At 41.5% G+C, this 20,063-nt stretch carries 19 protein-coding genes and 1 pseudogene; 14 read left to right on the top strand and 6 right to left on the bottom strand.

What is annotated here, in order from left to right; genetic code table 11:
- Positions 1 to 22 precede the first annotated feature (22 nt).
- From pth to lolB, 5 genes are all read right to left on the bottom strand, one after another.
- The gene (pth, locus tag AN395_RS14905; protein ID WP_024033868.1) at positions 23 to 607 is read right to left on the bottom strand and encodes an aminoacyl-tRNA hydrolase; all 585 of its coding nucleotides are present in this window, start codon (positions 605 to 607) and stop codon (positions 23 to 25) included.
- A gap of 18 nt (positions 608 to 625) precedes the next feature.
- Positions 626 to 1,240 carry a 50S ribosomal protein L25/general stress protein Ctc gene (locus tag AN395_RS14900; RefSeq protein WP_004588831.1) on the bottom strand — a complete coding sequence of 205 codons (615 nt, stop codon included), beginning with the start codon at positions 1,238 to 1,240 and terminating at the stop codon, positions 626 to 628.
- Positions 1,241 to 1,391: 151 nt separating this feature from the next.
- Positions 1,392 to 2,339, bottom strand: coding sequence for a ribose-phosphate pyrophosphokinase (locus AN395_RS14895; RefSeq protein ID WP_004588832.1), 948 nt, complete (start codon positions 2,337 to 2,339; stop codon positions 1,392 to 1,394).
- Positions 2,340 to 2,429: 90 nt separating this feature from the next.
- Complete coding sequence (gene ispE / locus AN395_RS14890; RefSeq protein ID WP_054983449.1) at positions 2,430 to 3,287, bottom strand: 4-(cytidine 5'-diphospho)-2-C-methyl-D-erythritol kinase; 858 nt, start codon at positions 3,285 to 3,287, stop codon at positions 2,430 to 2,432.
- A 2-nt stretch (positions 3,288 to 3,289) separates the two neighbouring features.
- Entirely contained in the window at positions 3,290 to 3,877 is a 588-nt protein-coding gene (lolB, locus tag AN395_RS14885; protein WP_004588834.1) for a lipoprotein insertase outer membrane protein LolB, read from the bottom strand.
- Between the two features lie 83 nt (positions 3,878 to 3,960).
- Here lolB and hemA point away from each other — a divergent pair, with 83 nt between their 5' ends.
- The 14 genes and pseudogenes from hemA to AN395_RS14815 all read left to right on the top strand — a co-directional run bounded on the left by hemA (position 3,961) and on the right by AN395_RS14815 (position 19,127).
- The gene (gene hemA, locus AN395_RS14880; RefSeq protein WP_054983448.1) at positions 3,961 to 5,217 is read left to right on the top strand and encodes a glutamyl-tRNA reductase; all 1,257 of its coding nucleotides are present in this window, start codon (positions 3,961 to 3,963) and stop codon (positions 5,215 to 5,217) included.
- A 7-nt stretch (positions 5,218 to 5,224) separates the two neighbouring features.
- Positions 5,225 to 6,310 (top strand): peptide chain release factor 1, encoded by a 1,086-nt coding sequence (gene prfA, locus AN395_RS14875; protein ID WP_004588836.1) that lies wholly within the window; start codon positions 5,225 to 5,227, stop codon positions 6,308 to 6,310.
- Between the two features lie 2 nt (positions 6,311 to 6,312).
- Complete coding sequence (gene prmC / locus AN395_RS14870; protein WP_004588837.1) at positions 6,313 to 7,152, top strand: peptide chain release factor N(5)-glutamine methyltransferase; 840 nt, start codon at positions 6,313 to 6,315, stop codon at positions 7,150 to 7,152.
- A 57-nt stretch (positions 7,153 to 7,209) separates the two neighbouring features.
- Positions 7,210 to 8,151, top strand: a pseudogene (locus AN395_RS14865) (DUF3369 domain-containing protein); the annotation flags it as partial.
- Between the two features lie 297 nt (positions 8,152 to 8,448).
- Positions 8,449 to 8,823, top strand: coding sequence for a SirB2 family protein (locus AN395_RS14860; RefSeq protein WP_024034187.1), 375 nt, complete (start codon positions 8,449 to 8,451; stop codon positions 8,821 to 8,823).
- 341 nt (positions 8,824 to 9,164) lie between these two features.
- Positions 9,165 to 9,992 (top strand): tetratricopeptide repeat protein, encoded by an 828-nt coding sequence (locus tag AN395_RS14855; protein ID WP_004588840.1) that lies wholly within the window; start codon positions 9,165 to 9,167, stop codon positions 9,990 to 9,992.
- Positions 9,993 to 10,006: 14 nt separating this feature from the next.
- Positions 10,007 to 11,260 carry a DUF819 domain-containing protein gene (locus AN395_RS14850; protein WP_054983447.1) on the top strand — a complete coding sequence of 418 codons (1,254 nt, stop codon included), beginning with the start codon at positions 10,007 to 10,009 and terminating at the stop codon, positions 11,258 to 11,260.
- 9 nt (positions 11,261 to 11,269) lie between these two features.
- Positions 11,270 to 12,124, top strand: a complete 855-nt coding sequence (kdsA, locus tag AN395_RS14845; RefSeq protein ID WP_054983446.1) for a 3-deoxy-8-phosphooctulonate synthase — start codon at positions 11,270 to 11,272, stop codon at positions 12,122 to 12,124.
- Positions 12,125 to 12,252: 128 nt separating this feature from the next.
- A complete protein-coding gene (locus AN395_RS14840; protein ID WP_004588843.1) occupies positions 12,253 to 13,149 on the top strand; it encodes a transcriptional regulator GcvA in 897 nt (298 codons plus the stop codon).
- A 2-nt stretch (positions 13,150 to 13,151) separates the two neighbouring features.
- A complete protein-coding gene (locus AN395_RS14835; protein WP_054983445.1) occupies positions 13,152 to 13,787 on the top strand; it encodes an alpha/beta family hydrolase in 636 nt (211 codons plus the stop codon).
- Complete coding sequence (locus AN395_RS14830) at positions 13,784 to 14,152, top strand: DUF423 domain-containing protein (RefSeq protein ID WP_024034182.1); 369 nt, start codon at positions 13,784 to 13,786, stop codon at positions 14,150 to 14,152. The genes AN395_RS14835 and AN395_RS14830 overlap by 4 nt, the downstream gene beginning before the upstream one ends.
- Before the next feature lie 17 nt (positions 14,153 to 14,169).
- Complete coding sequence (gene rlmM / locus AN395_RS14825; RefSeq protein ID WP_004588846.1) at positions 14,170 to 15,255, top strand: 23S rRNA (cytidine(2498)-2'-O)-methyltransferase RlmM; 1,086 nt, start codon at positions 14,170 to 14,172, stop codon at positions 15,253 to 15,255.
- A gap of 17 nt (positions 15,256 to 15,272) precedes the next feature.
- Complete coding sequence (locus AN395_RS14820) at positions 15,273 to 18,587, top strand: PKD domain-containing protein (protein WP_054983444.1); 3,315 nt, start codon at positions 15,273 to 15,275, stop codon at positions 18,585 to 18,587.
- Positions 18,588 to 19,127, top strand: a complete 540-nt coding sequence (locus AN395_RS14815) for a hypothetical protein (RefSeq protein ID WP_024034180.1) — start codon at positions 18,588 to 18,590, stop codon at positions 19,125 to 19,127.
- Between the two features lie 49 nt (positions 19,128 to 19,176).
- On the opposite strand, the gene cysZ is transcribed toward AN395_RS14815, so the two are convergent.
- On the bottom strand, positions 19,177 to 19,890 hold the full coding sequence (cysZ, locus tag AN395_RS14810; protein WP_200910452.1) for a sulfate transporter CysZ: 714 nt from the start codon (positions 19,888 to 19,890) through the stop codon (positions 19,177 to 19,179).
- Positions 19,891 to 20,063 lie beyond the last annotated feature (173 nt).

Below are 20,063 nucleotides of genomic sequence, written 5' to 3'. Positions count from 1 at the left end.
TTGTTAAGATTCGTTTAAACGATTATGGTTTAAAAGAATGTAGTCTGTTTTGTGCTTTTAACACACCATCTTTTGCAAGTATTTCCATACAGCGAACTGCTTCATCAACCGCTGCATCCATTTTTTCTTGGTCTTCTTTGGCTGCTTTTCCAAGCACCCAACCGGTAACCATTTCACGATGCCCTGGATGACCGATACCTATGCGTAAACGCATAAAATCTTTTTGGTTTGCCATTTTTGCAATAATGTCTTTTAAGCCATTATGACCGCCATGACCGCCACCTTTTTTAAGTTTGGCAACGCCTGGGTCTAAATCCATTTCGTCATGGGCAACAAGTATGTTTTCCACGGGGATTTTGAAAAAATTGGCTAAACTACCGACCGCTTTACCACTTAAGTTCATGTAGGTGGTGGGGATCAATAATTTGAATTCTTGGCCTTGGATGATCACTTTGCCTGTTAGGCCGTGATATTTAGGATCGTGTTTGAGCGTGCAGTTGTAGCGTGCTGCGAGTTCTTCAATGAACCAAGCACCTGCATTGTGGCGTGTGTTTGCGTATTCGGGGCCTGGATTAGCCAGGCCCACAAGCATTTGAATAGAATTCAAGGTGCAAGACCTTAAATATTATTCAGCAGCGTCTGAAGCTTCTTCTTCAGTAGGAGCTGCTTTGTTAGCTTTGATTGTAACTACTGACAGGTCGTGGCCTTCGCCTTTACCTAGTTCAACAGACTGAACACCTGAAGGAAGTTCAAGGTCAGAAATGTGAACTGAATCACCAACTACTAAATTAGAAACGTTAACTTCAACGAATTCTGGAAGTGCTTTAGGAAGACAAGAAATCTCAACTTCAGTTAACTGGTGAACAACAGTTGCGCCAGCTTTAGTAACTGCTTCTTCACCGATGAAGTGAAGAGGAACTTTAGTTACTAATTTGTGAGTTGCATCTACACGTTGGAAATCAAGGTGAGTGATTTTTGGCTTGAATGGGTGACGTTGAATATCTTTTAAGATAGCTTCAACAGACTCGCCGCCAACATTTAGCGTAAGAATGTGCGTGTAAAAACCTTCGCTTTCTTGTGCTTTGATCATGTCTTTATGAGCAAGAGTAAGCGATACCGCTTCTTTATCTGCACCGTAAAGGATAGCAGGTACTTTGTCTTCGCGACGTAGGCGGCGGCTCGCACCAGTACCAGTTTCTACGCGAAGTTCAGCGTTGTAAGTATAAGTTTCGTTAGACATAATGTCTCCAATAATTAAAAGTGTTAGGGCCTTTGCGACCAAGGTCCCTACCCAAAAGGCGCGCTATCATAACACCGCCCCCCGATAAAATAAACAACACATACAAAAAAAGCGCCAAAAGGCGCTTATATGTTCCAACGAATGTGTGATTTTAGTGTTCAAACATCGCTGAAATAGATTCTTCATTGCTGATGCGACGAATTGTTTCGGCTAACATGTCAGCAAGAGTCAGTACTTTTACTTTATCAAGCGCTTTTAATTCATCAGATAACGGAATTGAGTCAGTTACAATTACTTCATCAATTACTGAGTTACGAATGTTCTCTGCAGCTTTGCCAGATAAAATAGGGTGCGTTGCATAGGCAAATACGCGTTTAGCACCGTGTTCTTTAAGTGCTTCTGCGGCTTTACATAAAGTACCACCGGTATCAATCATATCATCTACGATAATACAGTCGCGGCCTTCAACATCACCAATAATATGCATTACTTGAGAAACGTTAGCTTGAGGGCGACGTTTATCAATGATAGCAAGGTCTGTGTCGTGAAGTAGTTTTGCAATAGCACGGGCACGTACTACACCACCAATATCTGGCGATACTACAACAACGTCTTCAAACTCACGCTCTTCCATATCTTCAAGTAATACAGGGCTACCAAATACGTTATCTACTGGTACGTCAAAGAAACCTTGTATTTGCTCAGCGTGTAAATCAACCGTAAGAACGCGGTCAACACCTACACTTGATAAGAAATCGGCAACAACTTTAGCGGTAATTGGAACGCGCGCAGAACGTACTCGACGGTCTTGACGTGCATAACCAAAATAAGGAATGACGGCAGTAATACGACCTGCTGATGCACGACGTAGAGCATCAACCATAACGATAAGTTCCATTAGGTTATCGTTAGTAGGGGCACAGGTTGATTGCAAGATAAAAACATCCGAGCCACGAACATTTTCATTTATTTGAACACTGATCTCACCGTCGCTAAAACGGCCAACAACAGCATCGCCTAATTCAATATACAAACGTTTTGCAACTTTTTGAGCTAACTCAGGTGTTGCGTTACCAGCGAAGAGCTTCATGTCAGGCACGGTAGGGTTCCTCAGGCACTGAATTTTTGGACTAACGGGTAAATAGGTAAAACCCACTACGCGTTAACTTATGATTACTTGTACGTTACTTCATTGATCGAATATGGCGGCAAGCTCCGTATGAGCAGGTGAGACATTTGCGCTAGAAGCAACAAAACCCTGCCAAGTATGGGGGAGGTTATCAAGTACATCTTGTGCTTGAACTTGGCTAGCAAATTCGACAAAACAACATGAACCTGTTCCGGTCATCTTCGACGGGGCGTATTTTAGCAACCACTGCAGGGTTTTTTCAACCTCGGGGCAGAGCTTTTTAACTAAAGGCTCACAATCGTTGGTTAATTTATGGGTTCGCCAATCACCTGAAATTTTTGGTGTATCGCGTTTTAAATCTGGGTGAGTGAATATTTTAGCGGTACTGACATGCTGATTAGGGTGCACAACGCAATACCATTTTTGTTCAAGCTCTACGTCAACCAATTGTTCGCCAATACCGTGTGCTATGGCGCTTTTACCACGAATAAATACCGGCACGTCGGCGCCTAATTGCAGGCCTAAGTTTGCTAATTCATCAATATTTAGTTGTGTATTCCACATTTTATTAAGTGCAAGTAACGTGGTGGCTGCATCAGATGAACCGCCTCCCACGCCGCCACCCATAGGTAAACGTTTAGTGAGATTTATTTTTACACCTGATGAAATGCCACAGTGATTTTTAAGCAATAACGCGGCTTTATAGATGAGATTATCGCAATCTGCTATGCCTTTCGTATCACCCGTTATTAAAATAGTGGGCGCTTCGTTAACTGAATAGTCGAGTGTGTCGCCAAAATTTAAAAAGGTAAATAAGGTTTCTAGTTCGTGATAACCGTCATCACGGCGCGCATTGATGTGTAAAAATAAGTTAAGTTTTGCCGGTGCAATGACCGAAAAAGCTGTTTTAGTATTCATACTTAATTAAATTGCCAATTGTAGAGTTGAATTTTGATTTTAATTTGCTGATGTTTTAGCGTGACATTGCCAGGAACCCAAAAGCCACCTTGCTGTTTATAGTTTGAATACGTTATTTGCCACTTTTTATTGCTGTTATCGTACCAAATAACTTGTTGTGCACGGCCAAGTTCGTCTACTTTTAATGTTTGCGACGTTAATGTGCCTTTTAACCAGTTATCGGCGTTATCAACTGGCAGGTCAAAACCGGTTAAGCGTTTTAATAATAACGCGGCGTTAGTATCTGTGTATGTTTTATCGTCGTAATCAAGCACCGCACCTGTGCGGGTTTGTTTAAGCGACAATATACGAGTACCAATAAACGTAGTGAGCACTAAGTTGTTTTGTTTTTCGTCTTGTTGCCAATTTAAGTTTGCAGATTGGCGCTCATCAGGGCTTATAAACGCTAATTTACCTTGTGCTTGCCAGGTTTTTTGCGCTGCTAAGCGTGGTTTCCAATCATCGTAAAGCGTTGTTTTTGTATCAATTTGGTGGGCGCAGCCCGCTAAAAACAAAAAAAGAGTGAATAAAATTAAATAATGTCGAATCAAATGTTGTTCCTTACTTTCCATATTCCGCTGATTTTTGGTAAAATTGCCGCCTTTAAAGTAGGGCGCAGCAATATTTGGCAAATATGACCATCATAGCACTTGGTATAAATCACAAAACCGCATCCGTAGAATTACGTGAAAAAGTGGCTTTTTCGCCTGAGCAAATGTCTGAGGCGCTCCAGCAATTAAGCGGTCATGCCGACTTTAACGAAGCCGTTATTGTATCTACCTGTAACCGTACCGAAATCTATTGTAGCCTTGAGCAGTCAAATTCCCAAGCACTGCTAGCCTGGCTTGCCAGTTTCCATGGTTTGGATGAACACGAACTGAGCAAAAATATATATTGCCACCAAGGTGATGCAGCCATTAATCATTTAATGCGTGTTGCGTGCGGCTTAGATTCGTTGGTATTGGGCGAGCCGCAAATTTTAGGGCAAATTAAGCAAGCTTATCATAGCGCCAAAACACACGATGCCGTAGGCGTTAAGTTTGATAGGTTGTTTCAAAAAACCTTTTCGGTAGCTAAGCAGGTCCGTACCGACACCGATATTGGTGCCAGTGCTGTGTCAGTGGCGTTTGCAGCGGTTAATTTAGCAAAACATATTTATGGCAAGCTTGATAAAACCAATGTGTTATTAATTGGTGCCGGCGAAACAATAGAGCTTGTAGCTAAACATTTATATCAAAATGAGCCGCAACAAATTACGGTTGCCAACAGAACCATTGAGCGTGCACGCGGTTTAGCGCAGGAAGTGTCGGCCGATGTGATAGCGCTGGCACAACTACCTGAGCGTTTAAACAAAGCCGATATTGTTATTAGCTCAACCGCCAGTACGTTACCAATAATAGGTAAAGGGGTGGTGGAGCAAGCATTAAAACAGCGCCGCCATAAACCTATGCTGTTTATTGATATTGCCGTACCGCGCGATATAGAAAGCCAAGTAGGCGAGCTTGACGCAGCCTATTTATATTCCGTTGATGACTTACAAGCCATTGTAAGCGAGAATATGGCCGCGCGTGAACAGGCGGCAGAACAAGCACAATTAATAATAAGCGAGCGCGTAAAAGAATTTGAAATGTGGGTTCGCTCTCTCGATTCGGTTGATTTAATTCGCCACTACCGAAACGACGTACAAACCATTAAGTCAGAACTTGTTGAGCGGGCGGTTAGTCAGCTAAATACAGGTAAAGACGCAGAAAAAATTATATTAGAGTTGGCCAATAAATTAACCAACCGCTTAATGCACGCGCCTACCCGTGCAATTCAAGATGCGGCTAAAAAAGGTGAAGTGGCACAACTAACTCAGTTGAAAAAAATGTTAGGTATTGATCAGGAATAACAGTTAAATGAAAGAGTCTGTATATCGTAAATTAGAAACCTTAGTAGAGCGCTACGAAGAAGTACAAGCGCTACTGAGCGATCCGTCGGTCATTAGTGATCAAAACCGCTTTCGTGCTCTTTCAAAAGAATACTCTGAGCTTGAAGAAATTGTAAAAACATTTTTAGCATACCAACAAGCGCAAGACGATGTAGCGACTGCTGAAGAAATGCTAAAAGATTCAGACCCAGATATGCGTGAAATGGCGCAAGAAGAATACAAAGAAGCTAAAGCGCAAATTTTATCATTAGAAGATGAGCTACAAGTGCTTATGCTTCCTAAAGATCCTAAAGATAACAACAATGTATTTTTAGAAGTACGTGCGGGTACCGGTGGTGACGAAGCGGCTATTTTTGCAGGCGATTTATTTAGAATGTACAGCCGTTACGCCGAAACACAAAAATGGAAAGTTGAAGTGGTGAGCACCAACGAAGGTGAACACGGCGGCTACAAAGAAGTTATAGCAAACATTAGCGGTGAAGGTGTGTACGGTAAGCTTAAGTTTGAATCGGGTGCTCACCGTGTACAACGTGTACCAGAGACTGAGTCGCAAGGGCGTGTACATACCTCTGCGTGTACGGTTGCAGTAATGGCCGAAATTCCTGAAGCTGAAGCCATTGAAATAAACACCGCCGATATAAAAGTAGATACCTTTAGAGCCTCTGGCGCCGGTGGTCAGCACGTAAATAAAACCGACTCGGCAATTCGTATTACTCATATTCCAACGGGTGTTGTGGTTGAGTGTCAGGATGAGCGTTCGCAACATAAAAACCGTGCTAAAGCGATGTCGGTACTTGCCGCGCGTTTACAGCAAGCCGAAGATGAAAAACGCCATGCGGCTGAGGCCTCTGAGCGTCGTAACTTAGTGGGCAGCGGCGATCGCTCTGAGCGTATTCGTACTTACAACTACCCGCAAGGGCGTATTACCGATCACCGTATTAATTTAACGCTTTATCGCTTAAACGAAGTGGTAACTGGTGATTTAGGCGCAATTATCGATCCATTAATGCAAGAGCATCAGGCTGATTTACTTGCCGCAATGGGCGATGAGTAATTGTGAGCCACACGCTTGAGCAGGCAATAGCGGTTGGTGCAACTAAACTTGCACCAACTAGCGACAGCGCTAAATTAGACGCACAAGTACTGCTATTACATATACTTCAAAAACCCCGCAGTTACTTATTTACCTGGCCAGATAACCTACTTAGCAGCGACGAACAGCGCCAATATGATGAATTTTGTGAACGGCGTTTAAATGGTGAACCCGTAGCGCATATTATTGGCCAGCGCGAATTTTGGAGCTTAGCGCTCGAGGTGAATGCCACGACGCTTATTCCTAGGCCTGATACCGAAACACTCGTTGAGCAAGCTTTAGCACTTACCGTGCCTGAGCAAGCAAAAGTGCTTGATTTAGGCACTGGCACCGGCGCTATAGCACTTGCACTTGGCAGTGAAATGCCAACATGGCAAATTACAGCAGTCGACAAAGTAGCAGATGCGGTGGCCTTAGCGACTCGTAATCAGCAGCGTTTAGCCATTGATAATGTGCAAGTTAAGCAAAGTAACTGGTTTAGCGCGCTGAAAAATGAGCAGTTTAATTTAATTGTGACTAACCCCCCGTACATTGAACACGACGATAAACATTTAAAAGAAGGAGATGTGCGCTTTGAACCTCTTTCTGCGTTAGTGGCCGATGATGCAGGAATGGCTGATATAAAACAAATAATTACACAATCACGTGACTATTTGCTCCCTAGTGGCTATCTTTTAATAGAACATGGTTTTGAACAGGGTGAAGCTGTTCGGCATTTGTTTAAGCAAATGGCGTATATAAATATTAAAACAGTAAAAGACTTGGGAAATAACGATCGTGTAACGCTCGCACAGTGGCCTTAATTTGATAATAAACAGCCATGATTGTGTGTTCTATAAATGCATTAAGGAACCTTTAATATGATGGGTGATTTTTTATTTTCAGATGAGCCAGATGAGTTAGAAAATGAAGTAGAGCTTGGCACTTGGAAAGTATTAATCGTTGATGACGAACCTGAAGTTCATGCTGTTACAAAGCTTGCGTTGAGTGATTTTGAATTTCAGAACAAACGTTTAGAATTTTTAAGCGCATACTCGGGCGCTGAAGCAAAAGAATTAATAAATGCGCACCCAGATGCCGCTATTGTACTGCTAGATGTGGTAATGGAAACAGATGACGCTGGGTTACAGGTTGCTAAATTTATTCGCGAAGAAGCTAATAATAATCATATTCGCATTATTTTAAGAACCGGTCAGCCTGGGCAGGCGCCTGAACGCCAAGTTATTATTAATTACGATATTAACGACTATAAATCGAAAACAGAGCTGACAGCGCAAAAGCTGTTTACTGTGATTATGTCGAGCTTACGCTCGTATCGCGATATTATTTCTATAGAGCAATCTCGCGAAGGGCTTGAAAAAATTATTGTTGCCTCGCGCGATATATTTGCCACACGTTCAATAGAGCAGTTTATTGAAGGGGTGATGCAGCAACTTACCTCGTTATTAGGCATTGCTGATCAAGCGGTGTATGCCACTACGTTAGTGGCGCAAAATACGCAAGAAAATAGTAACGATAAGCTAATAGTACGCTCTGGTACCGGTGAGTTTGAGCAAAGCGAGGGGAAAGAATTAGATGCTGTGCTGCAAAACGAGCAACTAGAGGCGTGTCATCAAGCACTTAAAGATAAAAGCATAATTTATAAAGATAACTATTTATTTGCTTATTGTAGCAGCGAGTACAATCACAATTCGATGTTATTTATATCGGGGATCCCTAAAAATATAACCGATACGCAACGTAATTTAATTGAGATTTTTTCGCAAAATGTACAACTAGCATTTGAGAACGTGCAACGACAACAACGTTAATCGTTACTATAAATTTAAAAAGCACATAGCCTTGCGACTATGTGCTTTTTAGTTTGTGAGGCATAATAGCCAAAGCAGTGCGTAGTACTTGGTATTATACCAAGCAGCAATAATACTTAATCATTTTGAGGGGGCTAAATAAAAAATTCTCATTTAGAACAACTAAATAGCAAATTTTTTGCCTAGCTATTAACACGTTTTTCCATCCTCAAAATAGATCACTTAATTAAGCGGGTTGGTATTAAACGCACTTAACTAATTTTAACAAAACAAAAAGTACTGAGGCTTATGGATTATTTAGCAGTAAAACACTCACACATGGCAATTGCTATGCTAAGCGTTATCTTATTTTACATCCGCTCTTTTTCGCGTATGGGTAGTGGCAAGCTTGCCAAAAATAAACTGGTTTTTATTGGCAGTCACAGCATTGACACTTTATTACTTATTTCTGCAATAACATTGGTGTTCATGGCAAAAATAAACCCCTTTGAGCAACTATGGTTATTAGAAAAAATAGTGCTTGTAGTGATTTATATTGCGATAGGTATTATTAGTGCTAAACAAACTAATACGCTGCCAAAAATTATGTATGTGGTAGTTAACACGATTGTGATTTTAGCGATAGGGTATTTGGCAACGGCAAAATCGCCGCTACTTTTATAATACCTACTTTGTTGCAAGTTAAGTGTCGGTGCGTGTATATACTTTTTAAACACGCACGATACTTAAAGGCAAGGGACTTAAATACGCAAGGGGCTTAAACGTAAGGAGCTAATACTCTTAAGGAACTTAAACCCCCAAGGAACTTAAGTAACAGTTAACACAGTTAATACACCTTTGCCCGTCTCATAGCCTTCACCATTTTTCAGCCAGGCTGGCCTACTCCTTTTACTATAAAGCACACCTCTGGGGTATAATTACGGGTGGGAGCTTCGCTGTATTGGTAACTATCCGTAAAATTAGGTAAACTACGTCTTCGTTTTTTAATAAATGTTGTAGTATTGATGACCACCCTCGGGTATGACGAACACGACGAATCTTATTTAGATGATGCATATGATGAGTTTACTCCACCGCCACTTTATCGGTGTATTAATGCAGAGTCGAAATGGGACCCTCAAATAGATTTAGCGCCAACTTTTTCTGTATTAACTGACTTTGAGCAGCAGATCACTGCGATGTGCGCAAAGCAAAAAGACCCACACGATAGATTAGAAGCCCTTCTTGATATTTTTTATAGCAAATGGCTATTTAGCGCCTCTGGGCTAAAGGTGCCAGAGCATAAAATAAATAGCTTAAGCTATACACTCACTATGCGCAGCGGCTCTATAACCACATTAGGTATTTTATTGAGCCATTTGCTTGAGCAAGCGCAATTAGATGCCAGTGTGTGTATTAACCAGGGTGATATTAGCGTGCATGTCGCAATAAGTGATGAAGAAGGCTACATTATTGAGCCTAGCAGTGGGCAACAAAGCTGGTACATCATTCCTGAAAATGCGGATGAAGAAAATGGCCAAGAGCAAGAGCCACTTGAGCTTATTTATAACGATGAAGTTTATAAATTGTTTTTAGCGCAGCAAAAATGGTCGTTTATTAGCGAAAATAAATTTGGCCACGCGTTGGTATGTGTTGAGTTGCTAATGGAGCTATTAGGCGATGACCCGTACGAGAGACGCGACAGAGGTTACTTACTCAATCAGTTAGATTGTCCTAAAATGGCACGCGATGATTTACAGTTTTTTATTGATGAGTGCCCGGACGATCCGGCAATTGAAATTATTCAGCATCAACTAGAAGAACTTGAAGATAATAATAAAACACACCATTAATAATAGGAACAAATATGGCTGATACTCACACTGCATTAATTACTAATGATGCTGTTGTACTGGGTTTGCTTGCTGTAATTTTAGGGTTCATTTTTAAAACCTCTAGCAGCGAAAACCCCAAACTAAAAGCATTTTATAAATATGTACCAGCATTATTGCTGTGTTACTTTTTACCTTCTTTACTCAATACGTTTGGCATTGTAGATGGACATAGTTCAAATATTTACTATGTTGCTTCGCGCTATTTGCTGCCAGCATGTTTAATCTTACTTACCATTAGTATTGATTTAAAAGCGATTATTAATTTAGGCCCCAAAGCGCTAATTATGTTTTTAGTGGGCACGCTGGGTATTGTGATTGGTGGGCCTTTATCTATTTTAGTGGTTAGTGTATTTAGCCCTGATTTAGTAGGCGGCCACGGCCCAGATGCTGTTTGGCGTGGTATGACAACGGTTGCCGGCAGCTGGATTGGCGGCGGCGCTAACCAAGCTTCAATGAAAGAAATGTTTGAAGTGGGCGGCGATATATTCTCGGTTATGGTGACCGTTGATGTGATTGTGGCGAATATTTGGATGGCTGTTTTATTACTAATGGCTGCAAACCATAAAAAAATTGATGCCGCAACAGGGGCTGATACAACCGCCATAGAAGATTTAAAAAACCGTGTTGAGCAATACCATGCAGAGCATGCCCGCATGCCGACACTCAATGACTACATGACCATTATTGCCATAGCATTTGGTATAACGGGGCTTGCTCATTTTTGTGCCGACTTTTTAGGGCCGTATTTTGCAAACAATTATGCGTGGGCTAAAGAGTACAGCTTAAACAGTAAATTCTTTTGGCTAATTGTTATTTCAACCACTATTGGTATTAGTTTATCATTTACTAAAGTAAGGCAAATAGAAACGTTTGGCGCATCAAAAGTTGCTTCAAGCTTTTTATATATTTTAGTGGCATCAATTGGCTTACATATGAACGTAACCGCTATATTTAGTAACCCTGGGTTATTTTTAATTGGGGCTATTTGGATGCTAACACACGCAAGTTTAATGCTGATTGTAGCCAAAGTAATAAAAGCCCCGTTATTTTATATGGCGGTGGGCTCGCAAGCTAACGTTGGCGGCGCTGCGTCGGCGCCTGTGGTGGCTTCTGCGTTTCACCCTTCGCTCGCGCCAGTGGGCGTTTTATTAGCTGTACTAGGGTATGGTGTAGGTACATATATGGCCTACATTTGTGGATTAATGATGCAAGCAGTTGCACCTTAAGGAATTTAAATGAACAACCAAGTAATTAATATTAATAATATTGAGCTGGCAAACGACAAACCATTTGTATTATTTGGTGGTATGAATGTTTTAGAGTCGCGCGATTTAGCAATGCGCATTGCAGAGCACTATGTAGAAGTAACCTCTAAATTAAATATTCCTTATGTATTTAAAGCCTCGTTTGATAAAGCGAATCGCTCATCAATAAATTCATACCGCGGCCCTGGTATGGAAGAAGGCTTAAAAATATTTGAAGAGATTAAAAATACCTTTAATATTCCGCTTATAACTGATGTGCACGAACCACACCAAGCAGCGCCTGTTGCTGAAGTGGTTGATGTAATTCAGTTACCTGCATTTTTAGCACGCCAAACCGATTTAGTGGTAGCTATGGCAAAAACGGGTGCCATTATTAATGTGAAAAAACCACAGTTTTTAGCACCGCACGAAATGCGTCATATCATTACTAAATTTAATGAAGCAGGTAATGATAATGTTGCACTGTGTGAGCGCGGCTCAAGCTTTGGCTACAACAACTTAGTTGTTGATATGCTAGGTATGGATGACATGAAAGCCATGGCACCGGTTATTTTTGATGCCACCCATGCACTACAGCGCCCAGGCGGGCGAGCTGACTCTGCTGATGGACGCCGTGCACAAGCTGCCGAGCTTGCTCGCAGCGGCATGGCACTGGGCATTGCGGGCTTATTTATTGAAGCGCACCCTAACCCTAATGAAGCAAAGTGTGATGGTCCATGTGCATTGGCACTTAGCAAGCTTGAAGGGTACTTATCGCAAATGAAAGCGGTAGATGATTTAATTAAAAGCTTTGCACCACTTGATACAAGCGCAAGCGATTTATAATTTAACACCTATTTAGGTAATGTTTAAAAAGCGACTTAGGTCGCTTTTTTTATTCCATTAATATACACACACAACGATGCTGTATATAATCTTACGCATAAGAAAAACTAATTCTAAGCTTGGTTACTATGTCAAGACGAGTCCCCCCATTAAACGCACTTAAAGCTTTTGAAGCCGCGGCACGCCATTTAAGCTTTACTAAAGCAGCAGAAGAGCTGTATGTAACGCAAGCGGCAGTGAGCCATCAAATTAAAACACTTGAAGAGCATTTAGGCTTAAAATTGTTTTTACGTAAAAATCGCTCGTTATTATTAACCGAAGAAGGCCAAGGCTACTTTTTAGATATTAAAGAGATTTTTACCCAGCTGATAGATGCCACCGAAAAGCTACTTGCTCGCGGTGCAAAAGGCTCGCTTACCGTAAGTTTAACCCCGAGTTTTGCAATTCAGTGGTTGGTACCTCGATTAAGTTTATTTAACGAACTCCACCCCGAAATAGATGTGCGTATAAAAGCGCAAGACCAAGACGAAAACTCGTTAACCGATGATGTAGATATTGCCATTTACTACGGCCGAGGGCACTGGAGTGGGGTTCAAACTTACAAATTGCACACCGAGTATTTAGTGCCTTTATGTAGCCCACTGTTATTAAGCGGGCATAAACCGCTTAATCAACCGAGTGACTTAGCTCAGCACACTTTGTTGCACGATACCACGCGCCGTAACTGGAAAACCTGGATGAAAACGGCGGGTGTACGTAATGTACAAGTGAATCAAGGCCCTATATTTAGCCACTCATCGATGGTGCTCCAAGCCGCGGTGCATGGCCAAGGCGTAGCAATAGGCAATAGTGTGCTTGCCAAACCCGATATTGACGCGGGCCGTTTAGTGATCCCATTTAGCCACAGCTTAGAGAGTAAAAACGCGTATTACTTAGTGATTAGAGAGTCGCAAACTGAGCTGGGTAAAATAGTCTCGTTCAAAGATTGGATGCTGAGCTTAGTTGAACAAGAACAAGAGTATTAATAATGATTGAATGGTTTAAAAGCGCAACGCAGCCTGCTATTGCACAGTTTATATTTGCGCATGGTGCCGGAGCTGGATCAGATTCTGATTTTATGCAGCATATGGCTAAACTCATCAGTGCGCAGGGTATTGATGTAGGTTTATTTGATTTTGAATACATGCAAATTGCTAAACAAACACAAAAACGTAGACCCCCAGAGCGAGCCCCTAAACTGTTAGCTTATTACGAGCAAGTACTAACAAATGCGCAGCCTAATTTACCGTTATTTATTGGCGGCAAGTCGATGGGCGGGCGTATGGCGTCTATGCTTGCCTGTAGCTCTACACAACCGATTGTAGGTGTATTAGCGTTTGGCTATCCGTTTCATCCGCCCGGTAAGCCAGATAAGCTGCGCACCGATCATTTTGCAGACATACCTTGCCCGTTTTTAGTCTTACAAGGCGAGCGAGATACCTTTGGCACCCGTGAAGAGCTTAAAACGCTTTCTATGCCAAAGCAGCCAAGCTATGTTTGGCTTAGCGATGGGGACCATTCACTCAAGCCACGCAAAAAAAGTGGTGTGAGCGAGCTGCAAAATCGTGAAACTGCAGCGCTTGAAGCAGGTAAATTTATAGCCAATAGAGTGGAGCAATTATGATTAAATTATTTTTACTCACGGGCAGCTTTTTTTGCATGCTGTCGGTTATGTTAGGGGCGTTTGCCGCGCATGGTTTAAAAAGCCGTTTAACTGAGTATTCACTCGGGGTATTTAAAACCGCAGCTGAGTATCAAATGGTGCATGGTTTAGCGCTTATAGCCGTGGCGATTCTTATTAAGTGGGGTATTAATTTAACCGTGGCGGGAGGTTTTTTTATTGCCGGTACACTGCTTTTTAGTGGCAGTTTATATTTATTAGCCCTAAGCGGCATGAAGTGGTTAGGCCCAATAACCCCATTAGGTGGGTTATGTTTTATAATTGGTTGGGTTGTTATTTTAGTGCAAGTTGCACGATTTAAGTTTTAAAGAGTTTAAGGGTTAATATGTCTAGTGTTGTGATTTATTGTCGTAGTGGTTTTGAAAACGATGCGGCTGCTGAAATAACGTTTCATGCTGCCGAGCAAGGTTTTGCCGGCTATGTAAAAGCCAAACCAAATACCGGCTACGTGATTTATGAATGTTTTGAAGCGCAACACAGCGACGAAATAATCAAAAAGGTCGACTTTAAAAATATGGTATTTGCGCGCCAGTGGTTTGCTGGCACGTTAATCGAAAATATGCCGGTAGAAGATAGGGTCACTGCATTAAAAGAAGCCGCAAAGGATTTTCCTTTGTGTAGTGAATTGCGCGTAGAAACCCCCGATACTAACGAAGGCAAAGAGCTACTGACCTTTTGTAAAAAAATATCAACGCCGTTAAAAAAAGCACTCGAAAAGCAAAACACGGTATTACGTGAGCCAAAGGCAAACCGCCCGGTAATGCATGTACTATTTTTAGCAAACAATGCCGCGTATGTAGGGTATTCGTATAGTTATAATAATTCGCCGTTTTTTATGGGCATTTTACGTTTACGTATGCCAAGTGACGGACCGAGCCGCTCAACGTTAAAACTTGACGAAGCCTTTAATGTTTTTATCCCTGAAAAAGAGCGAGAAGCGCGAGTACAACCAGGCATGCGAGGGGTTGATTTAGGCGCTTGCCCAGGCGGTTGGACCTATCAATTAGTACGCAGAGGCATGTTTGTTAGCGCAATAGATAATGGCCCAATGAATGATAGTTTGATGGAAACAGGCCAAGTTAAACACTTTAGAGCCGATGGTTTTAAATACCGCCCAGAAAAAAGAAATATTAACTGGTTAGTGTGCGATATGGTGGAAAAACCAACCAAAGTGACTAATCTAATGATTGACTGGGCAGTAAACGCATACGCCAAAGAGCTTATATTTAATTTAAAGCTGCCTATGAAAAAACGCTTTGATAGTGTTTATGAATGCCTAACGATGATCAAAGAAGAGCTTACTAAGTACGGTATAACCTATGAGTTGCAAGCTAAGCATTTGTATCATGATCGTGAGGAAATTACCGTTCATTTAAACGTTGTTAAGGTGCCCCAAAATTTGTATAGCTAAATCATAGAGGCATAAAAGTGGTATTAAATAATGTTTATAAATGGCTAGGATTACTTTTTTTATCACTTTTAATAGCCGGTTGCGGCGACGGTGGCAGCGATAGTGACGCCACCGATAGTGGCTCAACTGGCAATACCGCCCCTACTGTAAGTGTTGATGTAAGCAGCAGCGTTATTGTTGCTAACCAAACCTTTACTATTACGGCTCAGGCAAGCGATAGCGACGGGCAAGTCTCTAGTTATCAATGGCAGCAGCTGTCGGGGCCTGAATTTACCTTTACAGCTAATGGCAATATACTCACAGTAACGGCCCCCAGTGTAGAAAGCGACACTGATTTTAGCTTTTCGGTGCTAGTAACCGATAATGACGGCGCCACTACAGAGCAAGTGTTCTCTGGGACTATCACGGTTCAAAATACGCCTCCCACAGTTAATATTACAGGCCCAAGTAGTGCACTGGCTAATACCCAAGTTAGTTTAATTGCTAATGCACAAGACATAGATGGCACAATTAGCACCATAGTGTGGGTACAATCTGCTGGCTCCTCCATCGAATTTAGCCAAACTGAAGGTGAATTAAGCTTTACCGCCCCAAATGTAAGTGAAAGTGAAACGCTTGGTTTTAGTGTTACTGTAACCGACAATGCCGGGGGCACTGTACAAAGCAGTGCCACGGTACTTATTACGCAATTAAATAGCGCACCTAGTGTTACCTTAGCTGGGCCTGACGAGGCAATGCAAAATGAGTCAGTGACAATAACAGCTACAGCGCAGGACAGCGATGGCACCATTAGCGAGCTAAGCTGGCAGCAAACAAACGGCCCCGTGGTCGAATTTACGCAAACCGACTCCAGCATTACGTTTAATGCTCCAACGGTTGCTCAAAATACCAATATTACCTTTTTAGCCACCGTTAGAGATAACGACGATGCAACTAATAGTGCCCAAAAAACGGTGATTGTGGTGCCGCCTAACAATCCGCCTGTGGCAGACGATGTAACCGTTGAGGTGCAATATAACTTAAGTGCTGAATTTAATTTGACGGTAAATGATGTCGATGGCGATACGGTACAAATTACTTTTCCAGATGACTTAGAAGGGGCGCAGGTGAGCGTTATTGATGCCCAAGCGCTGCGCTTTAGCTACACACCGCCTGTAAATAGTATTTCTGCAAAAAGCTATACACTGACCGCCAGTGATGGTGAAGACAGCACCAACTTTTTACTTAATACGACAATTATTGATACCAGCGCTGCAACGGTGACAGAAATAACGCCTAATGGAGCAGATGAACCGGTATTGGTTGACACCCCCATTAGTATTACGTTTTCAGATGTGATGCTGAGCAGTTCGTTAACCGTAAATAGTAGCGCGGGGAGCTGTGAAGGCAGTGTTCAGGTATCAAGTGATGATTTTGCAAGCTGCGTTGCACTTAATGTAGAGAGCGTATCTGGTGCGCCTGATGAGACGAGTGACTATTTTAAAAATGTTAACTTAAGCGCTGATTTTTCAGAAAACACGCTTTACAAAGTGCGTGTAAATGACCAATTAGTTAATTTTTCTGGTACTGCTGCGACAGCAGGCCAAGTGAGTGAATTTACCACCTCAACTCAAGATTTAAAAATAACCGAACTCATATCGGTGCAATTTACTAATGATACGCCCTGGGTAGAGATTTATAACGGCACTGGAGAGGCTGTTAATTTACAAAACTATTCATTAAAAACGCGCGCAATTAATATGCTTGATAGCTCAGTGAGCGCAGAGCAAGTATTTACATTACCCAACAAAGTATTAGAAAACGGCAGTTATATTTTACTGCAAAGTCGTTTTGGTGATGAGTTTTTAGCAAGTGCGGCACTTAATAACCCTAAAATTGTGCTGGTGGGTAACCAAAGTGATGCGCTACGTCCTTACTGGTATATAAATGGCTTTGCAGAGTTATTAAATAGCGCCGCCACACAAACAATCGACTTTGTTAAATTTGGTAATTCTACCCAGCAACCGGTTAGTGCCACGCAATGGCAAGGCGATAACGCACCACAAATGCAGGCCGAACAAGGGTCAAGCTTAAAACGTGCGCTTAATGCAACAGATACTAATCAAGCAAGTGATTGGGTTTACTCAGTGTTTAATACGCCGGCAGGGCAAAATGATATTAGCTGTGATACCGATACAGATTTAGATGGGATCCCTGATTGCAGTGAGCAAGAAGGCGCCACGTTTGGCGGGCTGCCTTTATACGAATGGGGCGCACGGGAAAATCAAAAAGATATATTTATAGAAATTGATTATATGGACAGTACCGATATAGGTATTACGCCACAGCGTACAGCATTAGAAAAAGTAGTAAGCGTATTTGCAAGTAACGGTTACACAGTGCATTTTGATGTAGGCGATTTGTTTGACCAAAGCACTGGTATTTCCACCGCTAACTTTGATTTAGGAGGCGGTACAACCGTACCGTTTAACAGTTACACGCCCTTTGAATATGACCAAGGTACCGCTAATTTATTTGCCTATAAGATGGAATATGCCGATACAACGCGCCGCCCAATTTTTCATTATTTATTAATGGCAAACAGTGGTAACGAAGATGGCAGCATTAGTGGCTCGGGTATTGCCGAAATAAATGGTAATGACCTAATGCTGACTATGGGCGGATGGGGGTTATCGGTTGATGATCAAACATCACAAAATGTGACGAATAATTACCAAGCGTCTACTATTTTTCATGAGTTGGGGCATAATTTAGGGCTTTATCATGGCGGCGACGAAGAAGTGAACTTTAAGCCAAATCATTTAAGCTCTATGAATTATCTATATCAATTAACGGGGCTTGCAAGCATAGGCAATAACGAAGGTGACCGTTATTACGACCGGTTTTATACCAACAACATTAACTGCGACCTTGTGCCAAATACCAATAATCAAACAGGATCAACGGATGATTTTATCATTGATTATTCAAACGGCAGTGCTGCAAATATAAATGAAAGTGCTATTGATGAAAGCGCAGGATTAAACAGGCCTGGCTCTGAGGCGGTCGATTATAATTGTAATGCAATTTTAGGCGATACATTAACTAGCTTTGATGCAAACCAAGACTCGCAAATTACTGTATTAACGGATACCGATGAGTGGAGCATGATTAACTTACAGTTTTACTCACAAAGTGCAGGTAACCGATTTGGTGTGGCAAATACGATGAGCCATAAGCTGTATCAACAGCAGCGTGTTCAAGCTGTTTCTGTTTCATTGCCTAGCTATATAAAAGAAGCAGCGCCAAGCGAGGCTATAATTAACCAAATTAAAGCAATTAAAGAGCGCTAAATGAGCTACCGATTTATAAAAGCTGCACTTTTACAAGGAGCTATTATTTGTTTAGTTGCTGCCTGTAGCCAAGGCGCTATTAATAAAGCCAGTAGTAGCCATAGTAGTGAATGGTTACTAACTGATGCGCTTTATTATAATAACAAGCCAGTAAATTGGCAGCAAAGGCGAGTAAACGGGTGTAGCACGTGTTTAATACAAAACGACTCTGTACTTCAGCCCGAGGGCATAACGCGTTTTAATACGCTTTATAAAGATGGGGAGTGGGTTGCAGTACAGGAGCAAAGCAGTTTAAATGTTATAAGGTTAAAACTGCCTTTGCACACCCCCTATTTGTATGTTGAGCAATTAGCAAACGGTGAACTTAAACTGTTTAATCAGCAACACACTTATAAAACTAAAATAGGCGAAGTCATTAATATTACTTTTAAAAAGCAGTTATTCTCGATAGTGATCACAGCGTTTACTTTACAAGATGAAAAAAATGCAGCACTGCCAAGGCGCGCAAGACTAAATTACACTGCACTTAAGTTGATATAGATAAAATAAAAGCACCAAAAGGTGCTTTTATTATTTGCTATAGTGTTTGTTAGCCCGCTCGGTATTTAGAGCGATAATTATCTACCCACAAACGAGTAGCGCCACACACAGCAACGGGCATAACAATTAGGTTAATAAATGGGATTGCAGTGAGCAGCAAAACAGCAAAGCCAAAACCATAAGATAAACCTTGTTTAGACTTTAAATCGTCTTTCATTTGCTTAAAGCCTACTTTATGGTTATCGAAGGCAAAATCTTTGTATTGCACAGCATACATCCAACATGTAAATAAAACCCATAACACTTGTCCAATAACGGGTAAAATCCACAGCAAAATAAAAAAGCCAATAGCGCGGGGTAAGTAATAGCAAAGCTTTGTCCACTCTCTGCCTACCATGCGTGGAATGTCTTTTACTAAATCAGCAAAACCGTCGTCATTTATTTTTTGACCCGTTAAATAAAGCTCTACTTTTTCGCTGAGTAGTCCGTTAAAAGGGGCCGCAATAAAGTTGGTTATTACCGTAAATAGCATGCTGTAACTAAATAGCACCACAAGCACGGCAATGGGCCACATTAACCATTCAAGCCAGCTTAGCCACTCAGGTAACATGTTGTTTATATAATTAAAGCTGTCGCTTAACCAACCAAATAAAAAGAATAATGAACTACCAAACAATAAAATATTAAGTAAAAGTGGAATAAGCACAAAGCGCTTAAGGCCTTTTTGGCTAATTAATTTAAAGCCTGAAAAAAAATATTCCATACCTTGTATGATCTGCACAGTAACCTCAAAAAAGACTCATATCTGAATGCAGTATAATTAGACTGATAATTTTGAACAGCCTTTTTAAGTAACAAAGTGTTAAACCTGCAAAATTTTTAAAAAGTTTTAGAGTGTGTTGGCTGGATTGTTTTTGTTATGGATGTTTATTTTTT

The sequence above is a fragment of the Pseudoalteromonas sp. P1-30 genome, from assembly GCF_001400005.1.
Lineage (GTDB): Bacteria > Pseudomonadota > Gammaproteobacteria > Enterobacterales > Alteromonadaceae > Pseudoalteromonas > Pseudoalteromonas atlantica.
Note: the sequence above shows the minus strand (reverse complement) of the source record. Positions and strands in the feature narration are given on the sequence as shown.

Excerpts from the sequence above, each read along its gene's own strand:
- AN395_RS14815 (WP_024034180.1), top strand. The coding sequence starts at position 18,588 with ATGAGCTACCGATTTATAAAAGCTGCACTTTTACAAGGAGCTATTATT.
- cysZ (WP_200910452.1), bottom strand. The coding sequence starts at position 19,890 with ATGGAATATTTTTTTTCAGGCTTTAAATTAATTAGCCAAAAAGGCCTT.
- hemA (WP_054983448.1), top strand. The coding sequence starts at position 3,961 with ATGACCATCATAGCACTTGGTATAAATCACAAAACCGCATCCGTAGAA.
- AN395_RS14900 (WP_004588831.1), bottom strand. The coding sequence starts at position 1,240 with ATGTCTAACGAAACTTATACTTACAACGCTGAACTTCGCGTAGAAACT.
- AN395_RS14850 (WP_054983447.1), top strand. The coding sequence starts at position 10,007 with ATGGCTGATACTCACACTGCATTAATTACTAATGATGCTGTTGTACTG.
- AN395_RS14830 (WP_024034182.1), top strand. The coding sequence starts at position 13,784 with ATGATTAAATTATTTTTACTCACGGGCAGCTTTTTTTGCATGCTGTCG.
- kdsA (WP_054983446.1), top strand. The coding sequence starts at position 11,270 with ATGAACAACCAAGTAATTAATATTAATAATATTGAGCTGGCAAACGAC.
- AN395_RS14860 (WP_024034187.1), top strand. The coding sequence starts at position 8,449 with ATGGATTATTTAGCAGTAAAACACTCACACATGGCAATTGCTATGCTA.
- AN395_RS14855 (WP_004588840.1), top strand. The coding sequence starts at position 9,165 with ATGACCACCCTCGGGTATGACGAACACGACGAATCTTATTTAGATGAT.
- AN395_RS14835 (WP_054983445.1), top strand. The coding sequence starts at position 13,152 with ATGATTGAATGGTTTAAAAGCGCAACGCAGCCTGCTATTGCACAGTTT.
- prfA (WP_004588836.1), top strand. The coding sequence starts at position 5,225 with ATGAAAGAGTCTGTATATCGTAAATTAGAAACCTTAGTAGAGCGCTAC.
- ispE (WP_054983449.1), bottom strand. The coding sequence starts at position 3,287 with ATGAATACTAAAACAGCTTTTTCGGTCATTGCACCGGCAAAACTTAAC.
- AN395_RS14840 (WP_004588843.1), top strand. The coding sequence starts at position 12,253 with ATGTCAAGACGAGTCCCCCCATTAAACGCACTTAAAGCTTTTGAAGCC.
- rlmM (WP_004588846.1), top strand. The coding sequence starts at position 14,170 with ATGTCTAGTGTTGTGATTTATTGTCGTAGTGGTTTTGAAAACGATGCG.